Origin of the sequence: Virgibacillus sp. Bac330, from assembly GCF_003667845.1 — a bacterium.
Lineage (GTDB): Bacteria > Bacillota > Bacilli > Bacillales > Amphibacillaceae > Virgibacillus > Virgibacillus chiguensis.
In genome coordinates this window covers 4,083,228-4,101,940 of the sequence record NZ_CP033048.1, presented here as the reverse complement: position 1 = coordinate 4,101,940, position 18,713 = coordinate 4,083,228, and the positions used below count along the sequence as shown (strand labels likewise).

The window sequence follows — 18,713 nt, the reverse complement described above, 5'->3', positions numbered from 1 at the left end:
TTTCCTCTAAGCTACTGTTCACTGCAACTAACAACTATTCTTGTAATCAATACTTTTGGTGCAAATTATTAAAAATACTTGACTTGTCGCCTCGTATTTATAAGAGAATTTGAAGGTCAGCCTTACAATGTAAAGCTGCCCTTATCCTTTATTTAGCTTTCTTCCACTTCTATATTTAGCTTACTAGCTTGTTGTGTATCTTCTTCTTCTAGTTCCATCATGTCAATCTCTTTTTCATCACTGGATAACATTTTTACATCCATACCTAGACTTTGCAGCTCTTTGATAAGTACCTTGAAGGATTCAGGGACTCCTGGTTCAGGTACATTATCCCCTTTGACAATGGATTCGTATGCTTTCACACGTCCCACTACATCATCTGATTTAACCGTTAGAATTTCCTGTAGGGTATATGCTGCACCGTAAGCTTCTAAAGCCCACACTTCCATCTCTCCAAAACGCTGACCACCAAATTGCGCTTTACCACCCAATGGCTGTTGCGTTACAAGGGAGTATGGTCCAGTAGAACGAGCATGTAATTTATCGTCTACCATATGAGCAAGCTTAATCATATACATAACACCAACAGATACTCGATTGTCAAATGGCTCTCCAGATCTTCCGTCATAAAGAATCGTTTTCGCATCACGAGGCATACCAGCTTCTTCTAATGTTTCCCAAACATCGTCTTCTGTCGCTCCATCAAATACTGGTGTGGCAACATGGATGCCTAGTGCACGTGCCGCCATTCCTAAATGGAGCTCAAACACCTGTCCGATATTCATACGAGATGGTACCCCTAATGGGTTTAACATAATGTCAATTGGCGTTCCATCAGGCAAGAAAGGCATATCTTCTTCAGGAAGAATTTTAGAGATAACACCCTTATTTCCGTGACGTCCTGCCATCTTATCGCCTTCGTGAATCTTCCGTTTCTGTACGATATATACACGTACAAGCTCATTAACTCCTGGTGGAAGTTCATCGCCATCCTCGCGGTTAAAGATTTTCACATCAAGCACAATACCTCCAGCACCATGCGGCACACGCAGGGAAGTATCACGAACTTCTCGTGCTTTTTCACCAAAGATAGCATGCAACAAACGCTCTTCAGCGGATAGCTCCGTTACACCTTTTGGCGTTACTTTCCCAACCAAGATGTCTCCATCTGTTACTTCAGCACCAACGCGAATAATTCCATACTCATTGAGGTTCTTTAATGCATCTTCACCAACATTAGGAATATCTCTTGTAATTTCTTCTGGACCTAATTTCGTATCACGCGCCTCCGATTCATATTCTTCAATATGGATCGATGTATACACATCATCTTTCACAAGGCGTTCGCTCATGATAATAGCATCCTCGTAGTTATAACCTTCCCACGTCATAAAACCGACGAGTACGTTTCTGCCAAGTGCTAATTCTCCGTCTTCCATAGAAGGGCCATCAGCAAGGATTTCTCCTTTCATAACGCGGTCGCCTTCGCTTACAATCGGGCGTTGGTTATAGCAAGTTCCTTGGTTAGAACGTATATATTTTTGTAACTTATACTGATCGAGGTCACCTTTTACTTCGCGCCCATCAACAACGGACGTTCGGCGTACAAGTACCTGTTTGGCTTCTACACGCTCTACAACACCTTCATGGCGACAAATAACAGCAGCCCCAGAGTCCTTCCCGTTCACATATTCCATTCCTGTTCCAACAATTGGCGCTTCTGGTTGCATTAATGGAACAGCTTGACGTTGCATGTTCGCACCCATCAATGCACGGTTAGAGTCATCATTCTCAAGGAAAGGAATACATGCTGTTGCGGCAGATACGACCTGCTTCGGTGATACATCCATATAATCGATTTTTTCTCTAGCGACAATCGTGTTTTCTCCACGGAAACGCGCGATTACCTCGTCTTCAGCAAACGTGCCATCATCATCCAATTTTGCGTTAGCTTGCGCAACGATATAGTTATCCTCTTCGTCAGCAGTTAAATAATCAATGTGGGCAGTTACTTTGCCTGTCTCTGGGTCCACACGTCGGTAAGGCGTTTCAATAAATCCGAATTTATTCACTTTCGCATAGCTGGAAAGTGAGTTGATTAATCCGATGTTCGGTCCTTCTGGTGTCTCAATTGGGCACATACGGCCATAGTGAGAGTAGTGAACGTCACGAACTTCAAACCCTGCACGCTCTCTTGTTAAACCACCCGGGCCTAATGCGGATAAACGTCGTTTATGCGTTAATTCAGCGAGCGGATTCGTTTGATCCATAAACTGTGACAATTGGGAGCTACCAAAGAACTCCTTGATCGACGCAATGACGGGACGAATATTAATTAATTGCTGTGGCGTTATGCTAGACGTGTCTTGAATGGACATTCTTTCACGTACCACACGCTCCATTCGCGATAACCCGATACGAAATTGGTTCTGTAAAAGTTCTCCTACAGAACGAAGTCTACGGTTACCTAGATGATCAATATCATCTGTCCCTCCTACTTGATGCAACAAGTTAAAGAAATAACTGATGGATGCTAATATGTCAGCAGGCGTAATATTTTTCACACTTGCATCAACACCAGCATTTCCGATTATATTTAACACTCTTTCTCCACTTGGGTCTGTAGGGTCAACAATTTTCACAGTCTGCAAATGAATAGACTCATCCAACACGCCTTCTTTTGGTTGTAATTCCTTATAACCTAACTTATCTTCTTCGCGTTCTAGATAAGGAATTAATTTATCTAATAGCTTTCTTTCCAGCTTATCACCTTTTTCAGCTAACACTTCCCCAGTTTCAGGATCGACAATAGTTTCAGCTAATACTTGGTTAAACAAGCGGTTTTTTATATGCAGCTTTTTATTCATTTTATAACGACCTACATGCGCTAAGTCATAACGCTTTGGGTCAAAAAAGCGAGATACGAGCAAGCTTTTTGCATTTTCAACGGTAGGAGGCTCACCAGGACGTAAACGCTCATAAATTTCCAATAATGCCTTTTCTGTTGTTTCCGTATTATCCTTTTCAAGCGTGTTTTTCAGGTATTCATTCTCCCCAATGAGTTCAATGATTTCCTGATCATCACCAAAACCAAGCGCTCGTAATAATACGGTGATTGGCAATTTACGTGTACGATCAATTCGGACATGGACAACATCCTTTGCGTCCGTTTCAAATTCCAACCATGCACCACGATTTGGAATAACGGTTGCAGCTACGCCTCGTTTACCATTTTTATCAATTTTTTCATTGTAATACACGCTTGGCGACCTTACGAGCTGAGATACAATGACACGTTCTGCTCCATTAATAACAAACGTTCCTGTATCTGTCATTAAAGGAAAATCGCCCATAAACACTTCCTGTTCTTTCACTTCGCCGGTTTCATTATTAATTAAACGAACCTTCACACGAAGCGGAGCATTATACGTAACATCTCGCTCTTTCGATTCATCCACAGGATATTTGGGCTCTCCTAAACTGTAGTCAACAAACTCTAGTGATAAATTGCCTGTAAAGTCTTCGATTGGAGAAATATCTTTAAACATTTCTCGAAGCCCTTCCTCTAAAAACCAATCATAAGAAGCTGTTTGGATTTCAATTAAATTCGGCAATTCTAGCACTTCGCTGATTCGTGCGTAGCTTCTGCGCTGGCGGTGCCGCCCATATTGAACTAGTTGTCCTGTCAACTGCTTCACCCCTTAAATCATCCATTTATTCGTAGATTGTCATTCTACGTAAAATTTATTATAATAAGAAAAACCAAGCAAAACAGGCTAGCTAAAAATTCGATAAAGCGACCATGCTATCTAGATCGACATCACGACTTTTTGAACACATGCTTAAAGAAGCGAAAAGCCCCCTTGGTTTTTCGAATATCAACAAAATTAGTATAATCATGCAAAGTTACATTACATACAAAACTCTGCGCTTTACACTAGCAAAAAACAAATAAAACACCTATTTTACCATTGTTTCCCAACAATCTAAAAATATACTAGTGCCTTATTTCTTTATTCGCTTGACATAATAAGCGCCATGTTAGCATTTTCCTATCTTACCACAAGACATCCTCTTGGTCAAACCTTAACTGCTCGAAATATATAATAACCTTTACGCTTAGCGACGGTATCTACTTCTGCGAACAATTGCTCCAATTTTTTCTTCGCCGAAGGCGCTCCTTGCTTTTTTTGGATTACCACCCATAAAGCCCCACCTTGAAATAATACTTGCTCCGCTTGCTCAAACATCTCATGCACAACCAACTTACCAGCTCGAATTGGCGGGTTTGTAATTATAGCTGCAAACTTCCGATCCATAACAGCTGATAATTTATCACTTTGCAAACACGTAATATTTTCCACCGTATTTTGCGCTGCATTTTTTTTCGCTAGTTCCAATGCTCGCTCATTAATATCAACCATTACAATATGTCGATCTTTATATCGGTCTGCTACCGTTATACCGATCGGTCCATATCCACAACCAAGATCCAAGAAATCTCCTATTATATCAGGAGGAGTAAACTGTTCCAATAAAAAGCGACTTCCGAAATCGACTTCATTTTTCGAGAATACACCTACATCACTTGTAAAGGAGTATTTTTTTCCATTCGCATTGTATAGCCATGTTTTTGGTGAACTTATCGTTTGGGGTTTTTGTGAAAAGTAATGCTCACTCATTCCAGCACCTACTTTGTTTTTATTGAAGACGCTCATCAGCTACGTATGCACGCTAAAGCAAACTGATGATTCCATGAAATAAGACTGAGGTATATAGAAAGCCCGCCGCAATCATTACGACGAGCTCATTTTGAACAAAATTACTTCACTTCTACAGTTGCGCCTGCTTCTTCTAACTTACCTTTAACTTCTTCAGCGTCCTCTTTAGACACGCCTTCTTTTACAGGTTTTGGAGCATTGTCAACTAATTCTTTCGCATCTTTTAATCCTAGACCAGTGATTTCACGTACTGCTTTAACAACTTTGATTTTTGATGCACCAGCGTCGTTAAGAACAACGTCAAATTCTGTTTGCTCTTCAGCAGCTTCAGCGCCACCAGCAGCACCAGCTACCGCTACAGGTGCTGCAGCTGTTACTCCAAATTCTTCTTCAATTGCTTTTACTAAATCATTTAGTTCTAGTACAGTCATTTCTTTTACTGCTTCAATGATTTGTTCTTTAGTCATGATTTTTTCCTCCTAAAAATTGTTTTTTTATACCGCTACACGCAAATTATGCGCCTTGTTCTTCTTTTTGTTCTGCCACCGCTTTTGCTGCATATGCAAGATTACGGATCGGTGCTTGAAGCACGCTAAGAAGCATAGAGACCATACCTTCGTAATTCGGAAGATCGGCAAGCTCTTGCAATTGGTCGATTGTAGCAACACTACCTTGAATCACGCCACCTTTGATTTCAAGTGCCTCATTTTCTTTAGCGAATTTTTTAATAATGCGAGCTGGAGCTACAGCATCATCTTTGCTAAATGCAAGCGCAGAAGGGCCAACTAAAACATCACTTAGCTCGTTTAGTTCAGCAGCTTCTACTGCACGACGAGTCATGGTGTTTTTGTAGACTTTGAAATCAACGCCTTCTTCACGTAGTTGTTTACGTAGTTCGGTTACTGCAGCAACATCTAAACCACGATAATCCACTACTACGACCGTTTCACTAGAAACAAGCTTATCTTTAATTTCTTCTACTAATTGTTTCTTTTGCTCAATAATACTAGACATTCTTCCACCTCCTAAAAAATCGTGATTATACCGTATCGATGCGGCACATAAGCGCAAATAAAAAGCCCTCACGTAGACATGAGAGCTTATTCATCGATTGGAATATAAACCGTATATATCCAATTTATCTATAAACACCTCGGCAGGATAATTAAGCGCAAAGACGCTCCTACTGTCTACGGTACATCCTATTCTATTAAATACAGATTACAGTATAGCGAAACATACTGATAAAGTCAACACTTTTTATTAGCGCACCATGCTAGAAACATCAACGCGAATTCCTGGTCCCATTGTAGAAGACACAGACGCATTCTTCATATACGTTCCTTTAGCAGCTTGCGGCTTCACTTTTACAAGTGTTTCTGTAATAGCAACAAAGTTTTCAATTAACTTCTCGTTATCGAATGAAACTTTACCAATTGGAACATGCACATTGGAAGACTTATCGACACGATATTCTACTTTACCAGCTTTGACATCGTTGATAGCCTTTTCTACATCAAATGTAACTGTTCCAGTCTTAGGGTTTGGCATAAGACCTTTTGGACCTAATACCCTTCCTAATTTACCTACTTCTGCCATCATGTCTGGAGTTGCAACTACTACATCGAAGTCGAACCAACCTTGGTTGATTTTGTTAATGTAATCTGTATCTCCTACATAGTCAGCTCCAGCAGCTTCCGCTTCTTTCGCCTTTTCACCTTTTGCGAAAACAAGCACACGCTGTGTTTTACCGGTTCCATGTGGTAAAACCATCGCTCCTCTGATTTGCTGATCTGCTTTCTTAGGATCAACACCTAAACGAAAAGCAGCTTCGACTGTTTCATCGAAATTAGCTTTGGCAGCTTCTTTTACAAGCGCAATTGCTTCTGATACTTCATACGCTTTCGAACGATCAACAAGCTTTAATGCTTCTTGATGTTTTTTTCCTTTTTTAGCCATTTTATTTCCTCCTCAAATGTGGTTATAACGGTATTACCTCCCACTTATAAAAGCAAACACGCTTTTATAAAGGCAAAGTGGATGACGAACTATAAAGAAGTCATCCACTTCACGAAAAAGGTTGCGTAGGGAATCCAACCGCAACCTATACCGTACTAGTGACTTCAAAAAAATCAAATAATACAATCATTCACAACAAACATCACGAAAGTGAAGCGCAATTAGTCTTCGATCGTAATACCCATACTACGCGCTGTTCCTTCAACCATGCGCATCGCTGCTTCTACATCAGCAGCATTTAAGTCAGGCATTTTTGTTTCTGCAATTTCTTTTACTTTATCGCGCTTAACTGTTGCTACTTTATTACGATTTGGTTCACCAGAAGCAGTTTCAATGCCTGCTGCTTTTTTAAGCAAAACAGCTGCTGGTGGAGTTTTTGTAATAAACGTAAACGAACGGTCTTCAAACACTGTTATCTCAACAGGGATAATCATACCCGCTTGATCTTGCGTACGTGCGTTAAATTCTTTACAAAAGCCCATGATATTAACACCTGCTTGACCAAGTGCTGGTCCTACTGGTGGTGCCGGGTTCGCTTTACCAGCTGGGATTTGTAATTTTACAAGTTTAATCACTTTTTTAGCCACGAGACACACCTCCTTAAAGTCCGTGATGTGGTAATAGGGGACACTCAATTTTGCCCCTCCCACTCCTATTGTTCTAACCGAATGGCTAGTCACAAGAATAACAAAAGAATTTTAGCATGAATATCAGAAAAATGCAAGGATATTGCAATCATTTTCTAAGGGACTTCGTGATTTTCCTCTGCTAATTTCATGATACCTCTAACGCTATATGCACTGTAGACTCCCACTTCACAGGAATGGTAAATCCCACAACAACCGCGCTATCGCTTGCTGTTCTGCTATTAGAAAAAAGCAGGGTATTATCAAAAAATCTTACGCAGCTAATCGAGCTTCTCTATTTGCGAGAAATCTAATTCTACAGGGGTTTCTCTTCCGAACATATTTACGTGAACTTTAACCTTTTGCTTATCTGTGTCTATGCTTTCAACAGTACCAGTGAAATCAGTAAACGGCCCATCGGTCACACGAACATTCTCTTTAATTTCAAAATTAAATTGTACAGGATTTTCCGCAACACCCATACGTTTTAATACTGTTTCTACTTCTTCTGGCAATAACGGCGTTGGCTTTGTTCCACCACCACTTGAACCAATAAACCCTGTTACTCCAGGAGTATTTCGAACGACATACCATGAATCATCTGTCATAATCATCTCTGTGAGCACGTATCCTGGGAAGAATTTCTTCTTCGTTACCTTTTTCTTGCCGTTTTTGATTTCTGTCTCTTCATCCTCGGGAACAATAACGCGAAATATTTTATCTTCCATCCCCATGGACTCCACACGCTTTTCTAAGTTCGTTTTCACTTTATTTTCATAACCAGAATACGTATGTACGACATACCAATTTTTTTCCATTTATTTGGACAACAGTTCTTGTCCTTCCCTCCCTTTTTTATACAATACAGAATTTCATTCCAATTTATTTCTGCACCAGACATGCAACGTTTTTAAATTCATATCACGAATAAACTATATATGTTAGGCTTTTTTGCTCCAACCTAAAAAACCCGATTGATACCGGGTTCCACAGAAACTCATTATTTATTTCCTTATCATTATAGCATAAAACCAACACAAATATTCAATCATTAGGAAAATCAAAGTAAGTTTAAAATTTGCGTGATTCCAAGGTCAATTAAAAAGAAGAATAATGCTATAAAAGCAACCGTTGTAATAACCGTTATGGTATAGCTTGTTAACTCTTTGCGATTCGGCCAGCTAACTTTCTTCATTTCTCTTGAAACGTTTTTAAAAAAACGAAACATGCTTGTACCCCCTACACCTGAAAATGACGACTTTGTTATAGTCATGCTATTATTTCGCACGTTACATCGCGAAAACTATTTTGTTTCCCGATGCAATGTATGTTTACCACAATGATTACAATACTTATTTACTTCAAGCCGTACAGGTTGTGTGGATACATTTTTATTCGTTGTATAATTTCTACTAGCACAAACTGCACACGCTAAAGTGATTTTCTTATTCATTCCCTCACCTCGAGCGGAGAGTTTCTAATACTATTTTACTCTAGCATGGTTGCAAAAATGTGTCAATCCTCCCTATGAAGTAATTTCCGCCTCTGCAATTAACTGCTCCAATTTACGCTTTACTCGTTGTAGTGCATTATCGATCGACTTAACATGACGATTAAGTGCAACTGATATTTCATGGTACGTCCTTCCATCTAAATAAAGTTGCAATACTTTCTTCTCTAATCCGCTCAACAATTCTGATAATTTCGCTTCGACGTCTCCATATTTTTCCTGGTTTACAAGCAGTTCTTGTGGATCAATATCTTTTGATCCTGCGATGACATCTAATAAAGTGCGATCTGTCTCCTCATCATAAATCGGCTTGTCCAAAGACACATACGAATTTAGCGGAATGTGTTTTTGTCTTGTCGCTGTCTTAATCGCTGTAATGATTTGCCTTGTTACACATAATTCAGCAAAAGCTTTAAATGAGGATAGCTTTTTCCCATCATAATCGCGAATAGCCTTATATAAGCCGATCATTCCTTCTTGAACAATGTCCTCTTTATCCGCGCCAATTAAAAAATACGTCCGTGCTTTTGCACGTACAAAATTACGATACTTCTGTATCAAATAATTTAAAGCGTGACTGTTCCCCTGATGAATAAGCTGCACAATACTCTCATCGTCCAGCTTATTTAAGCGTTGATCGCCCATCTCTATTTGATTGACATTCACCAAGATGCCCCCCCGACTACACACAGTCCATTTAAAGCTTATTATACAGGAAGCGCTTTAAAGTAGTCAATATTAGAGAAGTGAGAGTGTTAGCAGTTCTATATCTTCCCTCTTCTCCATTTTTCAAAAGTCTCTAACGTTTTCGCATCTAATATAATTTTTGAATTTGCTTGTTTCTTATAATGCTTTTCTATCGTTTTTTCAATGTTCTGTTGTATATTATTCGTTTCTATCCAGAGCTCTCGAGCCGATTTCCTTAAAGCTCCACTTCCAAAAATTGTTCGTTGCTCTGCAAAATCAGATGTTGCTACATATACTTGCGTACGAATATCTTTTACCTCTTTGACTAATTTTTCAATACATTCATCGGCTGTTTCTTTTTCTTTTGTATAAATAACTTCTACGTTATATGCAGTTGTTTTTGTTTCTACCCCGTGTACATAATAAGCATCAAATACAACAATAACACGAAAACCTGAATACGCTTGGTATTCAGCCATCCATTCAATTAAACGATCTCGGGCTTGCCCAATATCTTTTTCTTTTAACCGCTGAAGTTCATCCCATGCCCCAATGATGTTATATCCATCTACAATGACAACAATCATCGCTTAATCACCATAAGGATTCCTTTTCCGATACACCTCATATAATAAAAGGCTACAAGCAACGGAAGCGTTAAGAGAGGATACCTTCCCCTTCATGGGTAAGCTTACTGTCCAATCACATTTTTTCTTTACTAGACGGCTCATCCCTTTCCCTTCGTTTCCCACTACAATAGCAAGCGGCAGCGTACCTTCTAATTGCCGATAATCCTCTGATGCATCCGCTTCTGTACCAACTACCCAAATATTGCGTTCCTTTAAGGCTTCAATAGTATTAGCAATATTCGTTACGCGAACAACCGGAACATGCTCCATTGCCCCAGCTGCTGTTTTGGCTACAGTTGCAGTTAAACCTACGGAACGACGCTTTGGAATAATGACACCGTGTGCCCCTACAGCATCTGCCGTCCGTAAAATAGAACCTAAATTATGCGGGTCTTCTAATTCATCTAAAATCAAAAAGAATGCTGCTTCATTTCGTTTTTCAGCTTGGTGAAATAGGTCATCTAACGTTGCATATGTATACGATGCGACATATGCGACCACCCCTTGATGGTTTCCTCCTTTAGCTAACTGATCTAATTTATGTTTGGGAACTTTTTGGACGACAGTATGTGCCGTTTTTCCTAATTGAAAAAACTTTGCTTGTACGGAAGAATTTAACTGTTCGGATATAAACACTTTATTTATCGACCTTCCAGACTTCATCGCTTCTATAACAGGATTCTTACCAATTATCAGCTCCTGATCCATATTCGGTTCCACTCCTTTCTGTTAACTGTATCGCTTCATCAATAAGTTGTTCTAACCGCTCTTTATCATTTCCTAAATAAAGATAACCGATTAATGCTTCAAAGGCTGTACTGTAGCGATACGTTTGAACGCGTATGTTTTTGGGAATAGATCCCGACTTTGCATTTCTTCCTCTCGTCACTACTCGTACTTCTTCTGCGGTTAACTTGTCCACCTTTAGCCAGTGACGAACAACAGTTGCTTGTGCTTTTCCTGACACATAACGGATTGCTCGTTGATGTAATTGCTGTGGTTTTACTTGACCTTGTTGAAGGAGGTGCTCTCTTATATACAATTCATAGACAGCATCTCCCATATAGGCAAGGGCAAGGCTCTTCATTTGTTTTACATCTTGCTCCATGGTTATCCTCTTTTCCATCGTACTCCTTGAGGCGTATCTTCCAAAACAATATTTTTTTCTTTTAGTATATCTCTAATTTCATCAGCGCGAGCGAAATTACGAGCTTTTCTTGCGGTATTACGTTCTTCGATTAATGCCTCAATCTCTACATCTAGTAGCTGCTGGTTCACCTCTAATTCAATTCCAAGCACCTTTAAGAAAGCGTGTATGACTTGTTGGAAAGCTGCAATTACCTCGCTTGATGTCTGTTTTTGTTGCAAGTAGACATTCGCTTCTTTCGCTACTTCAAAAAGAACCGAAATTGCATTGGCAGTATGAAAGTCATCATCCATCTCCGCCTCAAAATGCTGGCTCCATTGCGCTAGCTTTTGCAACCAATCCTCTTTATGATCTACAAGATCCATGCTAGAAGATTTGCGGTGCTCTAAATTAAAATAAGCTGTTTTTATTCGCTCTAAACTGTTTTCTGCGCTTTGTAATAACTCCTCAGAAAAGTTAATCGGGTGACGATAATGAACACTAAGCATAAAGAAACGAATGACTTGTGGATCATACTGTTGGATTAAATCGCGAGCTAATAAAAAGTTGCCTAGTGATTTGGACATTTTTTCATTATCAATATTAATATAACCATTATGCATCCAATAGTTAGCAAATGTTTTTCCCGTCAGAGCTTCCGATTGTGCTATTTCGTTCTCATGGTGTGGAAAAGCAAGATCTTGCCCTCCTGCATGAATATCAATTGTCTCGCCAAGGTATTTTTTTACCATGGCAGAGCACTCAATATGCCATCCGGGACGCCCTTTTCCCCACGGCGAATCCCAAGCAATTTCTCCATCCTTTGCCTTTTTCCATAAAGCAAAGTCGAGTGGATCTGTTTTCTTCTCACCAACTTGAATTCGAGCTCCAGACCTTAGCTCATCGACAGATTGATGAGATAACTTTCCATATCCTTTAAACTCCCGAGGTTTAAAATAGACATCACCTTGTACTTCATAAGCAACACCTGTTTCAATAAGCTTCTCAATAAAGGCGATAATATCAGCCATTGTTTCTGTTACTCGAGGGTTATGCGTAGCTTCTTTTACCCCTAAAGCACCAACATCTTCTAAATAAGCGGAAATAAATCGGTTAGCTACCTCTGGCACTTCCTTACCGAGCTCATTGGCAACTTTAATTAACTTATCGTCCACATCCGTAAAATTGAGCACATAATCTACTTCAAAACCCTTGTACTCTAAATAACGTCTCACTGTATCAAAGACAATTGCAGGTCTTGCATTACCAATATGAATATAGTTATATACAGTCGGTCCGCAAACATACATGCTCACTTTGCCCGGTTCTATTGGTTTAAACACTTCTTTTTTACGTGTTAACGTATTGTATATTTTAATGGACATCGTGTTTTTTCCCTTCCTTTAATTTAACTATTTCTTCCTTTAAAGCATCAATTTCCCGCTGTAAATATTCACATCGATTTGCTACTGGATCAGGAAGTTTGTGATGATTTAAGTCTTTAGTAACCTTTTCCCCGCGGTGCTTTACAATTTTTCCCGGGATACCGACAACGGTAGCATGATCGGGCACATCCTTTAAAACAACAGACCCGCCACCTACTTTTGCGCTTTCCCCAATTGTTATGGATCCAAGCACTTTGGCTCCTGTTGCAATTAGCACATTATCTTTTATCGTCGGATGCCGCTTCCCCTTTTCTTTTCCAGTACCGCCTAACGTTACCCCTTGAAAAATCGTTACATTATCACCAATTTCACATGTTTCACCAATAACGACCCCCATTCCATGGTCAATAAATAAACGTCTACCAATTATCGCACCTGGGTGAATTTCAATTCCAGTAAAAAAACGGTTCATTTGTGAGATGACACGGGCAATAAAAAACATTTTACGCTTATATAACGCGTGGGCAATACGGTGCGACCAAACAGCATGAAGACCTGAATACGTTAAGAAAACTTCAAAATAAGAGCGTGCAGCTGGGTCCTGCTCGAATACAGCATCCATATCATCTTTCATTCGTTTCCAAATGCCCATCCTCCAGCCTCCTTCCCCATAATTAATGTAATACATAATGGATGTAAAACTTATCGATATATTTAGCTTCATTCTTAGCCGTAAAGCTTTTTCTGCAAAATCTCCTTTGTTAGACATCTACTTTCATTAACAATAGTAGCTCCTTTCGTGCTAAATAACACGGTCATTGGTTGCGGCTTACATTCACGGTGTATAGCAAAGGATTTGATAACAATGAACCAGAACAAAGGCTCGGGGCGCCCGGTTAGCAACGTAGCGACTGGAACGAATCAACGAAAGTTTTAGAAATCATGCTCCTGCAACAGGAGTATGCCGGCTCCCTCCGACAAGCCCGTCTTTAGTCGGCCTTCCTATTTAGAACGAACCGATGATGACTTAGCTTAGGACAATGGAGTGAAGTCGCCTAGTTGCTGGCGCTGGAGCCAGACGTTGCTAAATAACTTAGTAAGTTTATCCACAGCTGCTAAGCTTTATAATTTCCTATACAAACTAAAAAGCGCCTCTGGGTATGCATACTCAGAGACGCTTTCATGCGCGGTTCCACTCTGTTTGAAGGATAAATAAATTCCTTCCAACTTAAACTTATAACGGTAAGCGCCGCCGTTATGTACTACTATTCCATAACGGACTTCAGAGGAGCACTTCAAAAGCAATCCTAAAAATCACTTCCAGCCAAGGTGATTCTCTCTGTGTTAGTTTATTGCTTTTTACTTTCCCTCGTCATCGTTCCTTATTTATGTAATATTACTATATTACATTTTACGTAAGTTGTGAATCATTACGCTTTAAGTTTCTTTAATACAGCGTCTAAATGGCTAATGACGGTATCTTTTCCGAGTAGTTCAATTGCCATCGGTAATTCTGGACCATGAGTTTGTCCCGTAGTAGCTACACGGATCGGCATAAATAGTTTCTTACCTCGATGCCCCGTTTCTTTTTGTGTTGCTTTAATCTGAGCTTTAATTGAATCGGCTGTAAAATCATCCAAATGAAGAAGCTTATCTGTGAAGACTTGTAATACCTCTGGAACTTGCTCTCCTTCAAGAACTTCCCAAGCAGCGTCATCAAAGCTGAGCTCTTTAGAGAAAAACATCTCCGTTAATTCTACAATTTCTGCACCATAACGCAATTGCTCTTTGTATAATGCAATGACCTTCTCAACCCAAACTCTTGTCTCTTCGTCCATATCGGTCGGCAGCTTTTCAGCCTTTACTAAATGTGGTAGCGCCAAGTCAATCACTTCTGAAAGATCTGCAGATTTTATATACGCATTATTCATCCATTTCAATTTATGACGGTCAAAGATCGCCGCAGACGTAGATAATCGATTTGGATCAAAGATATCAATTAAAGTTGGCTTATCAAAAATTTCCTCTTCCCCAACCGGAGACCAACCTAGTAACGTAATAAAATTAAACAAAGCTTCTGGCAAATAGCCTAAGTCATGGTACTGTTCAATAAATTGAATAATATGCTGGTCACGCTTGCTTAATTTTTTCCGTTCTTCATTAAGAATCAGTGTCATATGGCCAAATTTTGGCGGCTGCCAACCAAATGCATCATATATCATCAATTGTTTTGGAGTATTGGAAATATGTTCTTCTCCCCGCAATACGTGTGTAATTTCCATTAGATGGTCATCAATAGCTACAGCAAAGTTGTACGTGGGAATACCGTTTTTCTTTACAATAACCCAATCACCAAAATCACTAGATTCAAAAGTAATATCGCCTCTTACAATATCATTAAATGTATATGTTTTATTTTCAGGAACTCGCATACGGATACTTGGTAAACGACCTTCCTGTTCAAAGGCTGCGATTTGTGCTTCCGTTAAATCACGATGGGCTCCGGAATATTTTGGAACTTGGCCGTTAGCGCGCTGTTGCTCTCTTTCCGCTTCAAGCTCCTCCTCTGTCATATAGCACTTGTATGCTAAGCCTCTTTCTAACAGCTCGTCCACATATTTTTGATAAATATCAAGACGTTCCATCTGACGGTAAGGACCGTAATCCCCACCTACATCAGCGCCTTCATCCCATTCAACCCCTAACCAATTTAAAAACTTTAGCTGACTTTCTTCGCCGCCTTCTACGTTTCGTTTATCATCTGTGTCTTCAATGCGAATAATCATCTTTCCATTAAAATGTTTCGCATATAAGTAATTAAATAATGCTGTACGTGCGTTTCCGATATGCAAATGACCTGTTGGACTTGGTGCATAACGTACTCGAACCTGATTCGTCATGGTCCTTCCCCTTTCTACAATTAAACATGAATTAGATAAATTTAGCTTACCGCCAACTCTTTAGGCGGAAAAACGCTGTTGTTTTTCTTATACTATAAACCTTAAGACTTTATACTTTCCTAAGGTAAAAGAAAATGAATCATACTCCTATGTTTTAGAAACTTAAAATGTGATACAGGATATTTCCTGTATGACTAAGGCTTGCTTTTAAAATTCTATATTAAATTATACGGTTCTTGCTCGTATAACAAAAGTGATAACAATGATTGTTATCACTTTTGTTCATCCTTTATATGTTATACCTTTTTATAGAGCTTTTTCAAGTAATTTTGGTTTTGCAAATATCATTCGTCCAGCAGACGTTTGCAAGACACTCGTAATTAACACTTCGATTGTTTTGCCAATATAGTCTCTACCTTCTTCCACAACAATCATGGTTCCATCATCAAGGTAAGCGACCCCTTGATTATGTTCTTTCCCATCTTTTATAACATGTACGGTTAATTCTTCCCCAGGCAAGACAACAGGCTTCACAGCATTCGCCAAATCATTAATGTTTAATACAGACACACTTTGCAAGTCACAAACTTTATTCAAGTTAAAGTCATTGGTTACAACGATCCCGTCAATTACTTTAGCCAATTTGATTAATTTGCTATCCACCTCATGAATATCTTCGAAGTCGCCTTCATAGATTTCCACTTTTACAGGCAAATCTTTCTGAATCCGATTTAACACGTCTAAACCTCTACGTCCACGGTTTCTCTTTAATACATCAGAGGAATCAGCAATATGTTGCAGCTCGCCAAGTACGAATTGCGGAATAACAACCGTTCCTTCCAAGAAGTTCGTCTGACAAATGTCAGCGATCCGTCCATCAATAATGACACTTGTATCCAATATCTTTGCTTTAGGTTGTATGGTTGTATTTGTTACATCACTTTCTGGGATTTTTCGCTTTTCTTTTTCCTTACGATTCATATTAAATAAATTGACAATATCTTCACGACGGCGAAAACCGACTTGAAAACCTAGATACCCTAATATAATCGTTATAAATAATGGAAGAACTTGTGAAACTAATACATTAAGATCTCCCAAAGGTATGGTGATTAAATACGCGATAATTAAACCAGCCATCAAACCTAACGTCCCTGAAAATAAATCACCAGCAGGTAGACGAATAAGTGCTTCCTCTATCCATTTTAAAAACCCTACAATATAATCGACAAGCCAATATGATATGAGAAAGAAAATAATAGCACCGATCGCCATTCCTATATAGGGAGAGAACATCCAATTAGCATCGGCAATATTTAATAAAGCTAAAAACAAAGGAACATAAAGATAACCTATAGTTCCTCCTAAAATAATGAAAAACAAATGCACAATCTTTTTCATCAGCAATGCCACCTCCTAACTTATATTATTGCCTAAGATGAAAAAAAATAATCCTTGAATAATATTTATAATGAAATAATTTCCATATGATAGTTTATAAACTTCCAAGTATTGAACAAACCTTTAAACGTTGGAGTAAATAAGCATTTTCAAACGCCCTTATCCTACAAACCTTTCATTTATACTTCTTACTAATGAAATAAAAACAAAACTTATCTACTTACCCCGATTTGTAATGCTTCTTGTACCGTGTTTACACCGATAATTTCGATGTTATTTGGCGTTGTCCAACCTCCTAAATTATTTTTAGGACAGATAACGCGTTTAAATCCTAGTTTGGCAGCTTCTTGAACACGTTGTTCAATGCGAGATACCCGTCTTATCTCTCCCGTCAGTCCAACTTCCCCAATAAAAATATCTTCCGGCTTTGTTGGTTGATCACGGAAGCTAGAAGCAATACTAACAGCAATTGCTAAGTCAATGGCAGGTTCATCAAGTCTAACACCACCAGCAACTTTAATATATGCATCTTGGTTTTGCAGCATTAAACCGACACGCTTTTCTAACACTGCCATCAGTAGTGGAACACGGTTCTGATCTACTCCTGTCGCCATTCTACGAGGGTTACCAAACGCTGTAGGAGAGATTAATGCCTGTATCTCTACCAATACTGGTCTTGTTCCCTCCATAGAAGCTACGACGGTAGACCCCGAAGCTCCTTGTGAACGTTCTTCCAAAAATATTTCTGAAGGATTTAAAACTTCGCGTAGCCCTGCCTCCTTCATCTCAAAGATGCCCATTTCATTCGTACTACCAAACCGATTTTTCACACCTCTTAAAATGCGGTACGTATGATGACGCTCCCCTTCAAAATATAGCACAGCGTCCACCATATGCTCTAGGAGTCTTGGGCCAGCAATCGTCCCCTCTTTCGTCACGTGTCCCACAATAAAGATGGGTATTCCATTCGTTTTAGCGATTTTCATTAATTCAGATGTACATTCTCTTACTTGAGAAACACTGCCCGGTGCACTCGTAATCTCTTCACGATAGACCGTTTGAATAGAATCAATAACGACAAATGATGGTTTTATTGCTTCAATTTGATTTGCTATATCAAGTAAATTTGTTTCTGCTAACACATATAACTCGTCGGAAGTTACACCTAAACGATCAGCACGCAACTTCGTCTGTCTCGTTGATTCTTCTCCGGAAATATATAAAACAGACAAACTTTTATCTGCCAATTGAGATGATATTTGCAATAATAGGGTAGACTTTCCAATACCTGGATCCCCACCAACTAGAACGAGAGAGCCTGGTACAATGCCGCCGCCGAGCACACGGTTAAACTCTTTCATATCTGTTGTCACTCTCGGTTCTTGTTGTGATTTAATTGCTGTAATTTTTTCAGGCTTTCCTACTGACCTATTACCTGTTTGAAAGGACTGCTTTTGTCTCCCACCAGTAATTTCAATCTCTTCTACAAACGTATTCCAATTGTTACAACCGGGACACTTCCCAAGCCATTTTGCTACTTCATACCCACATTCCTGACAAACAAATTTCGTTTTACGCTTCGCCAACCTACCACTACCCCTTCACTTATCTATTATATACGATTTTAACAATGATAAAGTTACAGGTTCCTATCAATTTGAATAGGAATTCCATAGTCGTGCCACAAATCTTACCTATTACATACTGCT

18 protein-coding genes and 2 other annotated features are annotated in these 18,713 nt (G+C 39.3%); all 18 genes read right to left on the bottom strand.

The window, feature by feature from the left end:
- Positions 1 to 152: 152 nt before the first annotated feature.
- Positions 153 to 3,689 (bottom strand): DNA-directed RNA polymerase subunit beta, encoded by a 3,537-nt coding sequence (gene rpoB / locus D9780_RS19095; protein ID WP_116279127.1) that lies wholly within the window; start codon positions 3,687 to 3,689, stop codon positions 153 to 155.
- 390 nt (positions 3,690 to 4,079) lie between these two features.
- Positions 4,080 to 4,682: a class I SAM-dependent methyltransferase gene (locus D9780_RS19090; protein WP_121641187.1), complete on the bottom strand. Its 603-nt coding sequence runs from the start codon at positions 4,680 to 4,682 to the stop codon at positions 4,080 to 4,082.
- A gap of 140 nt (positions 4,683 to 4,822) precedes the next feature.
- Positions 4,823 to 5,188: a 50S ribosomal protein L7/L12 gene (rplL, locus tag D9780_RS19085; protein ID WP_073012543.1), complete on the bottom strand. Its 366-nt coding sequence runs from the start codon at positions 5,186 to 5,188 to the stop codon at positions 4,823 to 4,825.
- A gap of 46 nt (positions 5,189 to 5,234) precedes the next feature.
- Positions 5,235 to 5,735 (bottom strand): 50S ribosomal protein L10, encoded by a 501-nt coding sequence (gene rplJ, locus D9780_RS19080; protein WP_073012540.1) that lies wholly within the window; start codon positions 5,733 to 5,735, stop codon positions 5,235 to 5,237.
- A 49-nt stretch (positions 5,736 to 5,784) separates the two neighbouring features.
- Positions 5,785 to 5,935, bottom strand: a sequence feature (ribosomal protein L10 leader region).
- A 49-nt stretch (positions 5,936 to 5,984) separates the two neighbouring features.
- Complete coding sequence (gene rplA / locus D9780_RS19075; protein ID WP_073012537.1) at positions 5,985 to 6,680, bottom strand: 50S ribosomal protein L1; 696 nt, start codon at positions 6,678 to 6,680, stop codon at positions 5,985 to 5,987.
- A gap of 221 nt (positions 6,681 to 6,901) precedes the next feature.
- Positions 6,902 to 7,327 (bottom strand): 50S ribosomal protein L11, encoded by a 426-nt coding sequence (rplK, locus tag D9780_RS19070; RefSeq protein WP_019375547.1) that lies wholly within the window; start codon positions 7,325 to 7,327, stop codon positions 6,902 to 6,904.
- A gap of 320 nt (positions 7,328 to 7,647) precedes the next feature.
- The gene (nusG, locus tag D9780_RS19065) at positions 7,648 to 8,184 is read right to left on the bottom strand and encodes a transcription termination/antitermination protein NusG (protein WP_077706782.1); all 537 of its coding nucleotides are present in this window, start codon (positions 8,182 to 8,184) and stop codon (positions 7,648 to 7,650) included.
- 242 nt (positions 8,185 to 8,426) lie between these two features.
- Complete coding sequence (gene secE, locus D9780_RS19060; RefSeq protein WP_073012528.1) at positions 8,427 to 8,594, bottom strand: preprotein translocase subunit SecE; 168 nt, start codon at positions 8,592 to 8,594, stop codon at positions 8,427 to 8,429.
- A gap of 75 nt (positions 8,595 to 8,669) precedes the next feature.
- Complete coding sequence (gene rpmG / locus D9780_RS19055) at positions 8,670 to 8,819, bottom strand: 50S ribosomal protein L33 (protein WP_121641185.1); 150 nt, start codon at positions 8,817 to 8,819, stop codon at positions 8,670 to 8,672.
- 72 nt (positions 8,820 to 8,891) lie between these two features.
- On the bottom strand, positions 8,892 to 9,521 hold the full coding sequence (gene sigH / locus D9780_RS19050) for an RNA polymerase sporulation sigma factor SigH (RefSeq protein ID WP_121641551.1): 630 nt from the start codon (positions 9,519 to 9,521) through the stop codon (positions 8,892 to 8,894).
- Between the two features lie 119 nt (positions 9,522 to 9,640).
- Positions 9,641 to 10,150: an NYN domain-containing protein gene (locus D9780_RS19045; protein WP_073012522.1), complete on the bottom strand. Its 510-nt coding sequence runs from the start codon at positions 10,148 to 10,150 to the stop codon at positions 9,641 to 9,643.
- Between the two features lie 3 nt (positions 10,151 to 10,153).
- Complete coding sequence (gene rlmB, locus D9780_RS19040) at positions 10,154 to 10,900, bottom strand: 23S rRNA (guanosine(2251)-2'-O)-methyltransferase RlmB (RefSeq protein WP_116279125.1); 747 nt, start codon at positions 10,898 to 10,900, stop codon at positions 10,154 to 10,156.
- Positions 10,875 to 11,300, bottom strand: coding sequence for a Mini-ribonuclease 3 (locus D9780_RS19035; protein WP_116279124.1), 426 nt, complete (start codon positions 11,298 to 11,300; stop codon positions 10,875 to 10,877). Before D9780_RS19035 ends, rlmB begins: the two co-directional genes overlap by 26 nt.
- A 2-nt stretch (positions 11,301 to 11,302) precedes the next feature.
- On the bottom strand, positions 11,303 to 12,703 hold the full coding sequence (gene cysS / locus D9780_RS19030) for a cysteine--tRNA ligase (protein ID WP_121641184.1): 1,401 nt from the start codon (positions 12,701 to 12,703) through the stop codon (positions 11,303 to 11,305).
- Complete coding sequence (gene cysE, locus D9780_RS19025; protein WP_073012511.1) at positions 12,693 to 13,355, bottom strand: serine O-acetyltransferase; 663 nt, start codon at positions 13,353 to 13,355, stop codon at positions 12,693 to 12,695. Before cysE ends, cysS begins: the two co-directional genes overlap by 11 nt.
- A gap of 515 nt (positions 13,356 to 13,870) precedes the next feature.
- Positions 13,871 to 14,088: a binding site (T-box leader), on the bottom strand.
- 45 nt (positions 14,089 to 14,133) lie between these two features.
- Complete coding sequence (gltX, locus tag D9780_RS19020) at positions 14,134 to 15,603, bottom strand: glutamate--tRNA ligase (RefSeq protein ID WP_116279121.1); 1,470 nt, start codon at positions 15,601 to 15,603, stop codon at positions 14,134 to 14,136.
- A gap of 306 nt (positions 15,604 to 15,909) precedes the next feature.
- On the bottom strand, positions 15,910 to 17,007 hold the full coding sequence (locus D9780_RS19015) for a PIN/TRAM domain-containing protein (protein ID WP_073012680.1): 1,098 nt from the start codon (positions 17,005 to 17,007) through the stop codon (positions 15,910 to 15,912).
- Between the two features lie 209 nt (positions 17,008 to 17,216).
- Complete coding sequence (gene radA, locus D9780_RS19010; protein WP_073012506.1) at positions 17,217 to 18,590, bottom strand: DNA repair protein RadA; 1,374 nt, start codon at positions 18,588 to 18,590, stop codon at positions 17,217 to 17,219.
- Positions 18,591 to 18,713 lie beyond the last annotated feature (123 nt).

Bases quoted from the DNA above. Each gene is read 5' to 3' on its own strand.
- D9780_RS19090 (WP_121641187.1), bottom strand. From the start codon at position 4,682: ATGAGTGAGCATTACTTTTCACAAAAACCCCAAACGATAAGTTCACCA.
- rplL (WP_073012543.1), bottom strand. From the start codon at position 5,188: ATGACTAAAGAACAAATCATTGAAGCAGTAAAAGAAATGACTGTACTA.
- rplJ (WP_073012540.1), bottom strand. From the start codon at position 5,735: ATGTCTAGTATTATTGAGCAAAAGAAACAATTAGTAGAAGAAATTAAA.
- rplA (WP_073012537.1), bottom strand. From the start codon at position 6,680: ATGGCTAAAAAAGGAAAAAAACATCAAGAAGCATTAAAGCTTGTTGAT.
- nusG (WP_077706782.1), bottom strand. From the start codon at position 8,184: ATGGAAAAAAATTGGTATGTCGTACATACGTATTCTGGTTATGAAAAT.
- secE (WP_073012528.1), bottom strand. From the start codon at position 8,594: ATGTTTCGTTTTTTTAAAAACGTTTCAAGAGAAATGAAGAAAGTTAGC.
- rpmG (WP_121641185.1), bottom strand. From the start codon at position 8,819: ATGAATAAGAAAATCACTTTAGCGTGTGCAGTTTGTGCTAGTAGAAAT.
- sigH (WP_121641551.1), bottom strand. From the start codon at position 9,521: ATGGGCGATCAACGCTTAAATAAGCTGGACGATGAGAGTATTGTGCAG.
- D9780_RS19045 (WP_073012522.1), bottom strand. From the start codon at position 10,150: ATGATTGTTGTCATTGTAGATGGATATAACATCATTGGGGCATGGGAT.
- rlmB (WP_116279125.1), bottom strand. From the start codon at position 10,900: ATGGATCAGGAGCTGATAATTGGTAAGAATCCTGTTATAGAAGCGATG.
- D9780_RS19035 (WP_116279124.1), bottom strand. From the start codon at position 11,300: ATGGAGCAAGATGTAAAACAAATGAAGAGCCTTGCCCTTGCCTATATG.
- cysS (WP_121641184.1), bottom strand. From the start codon at position 12,703: ATGTCCATTAAAATATACAATACGTTAACACGTAAAAAAGAAGTGTTT.
- cysE (WP_073012511.1), bottom strand. From the start codon at position 13,355: ATGGGCATTTGGAAACGAATGAAAGATGATATGGATGCTGTATTCGAG.
- gltX (WP_116279121.1), bottom strand. From the start codon at position 15,603: ATGACGAATCAGGTTCGAGTACGTTATGCACCAAGTCCAACAGGTCAT.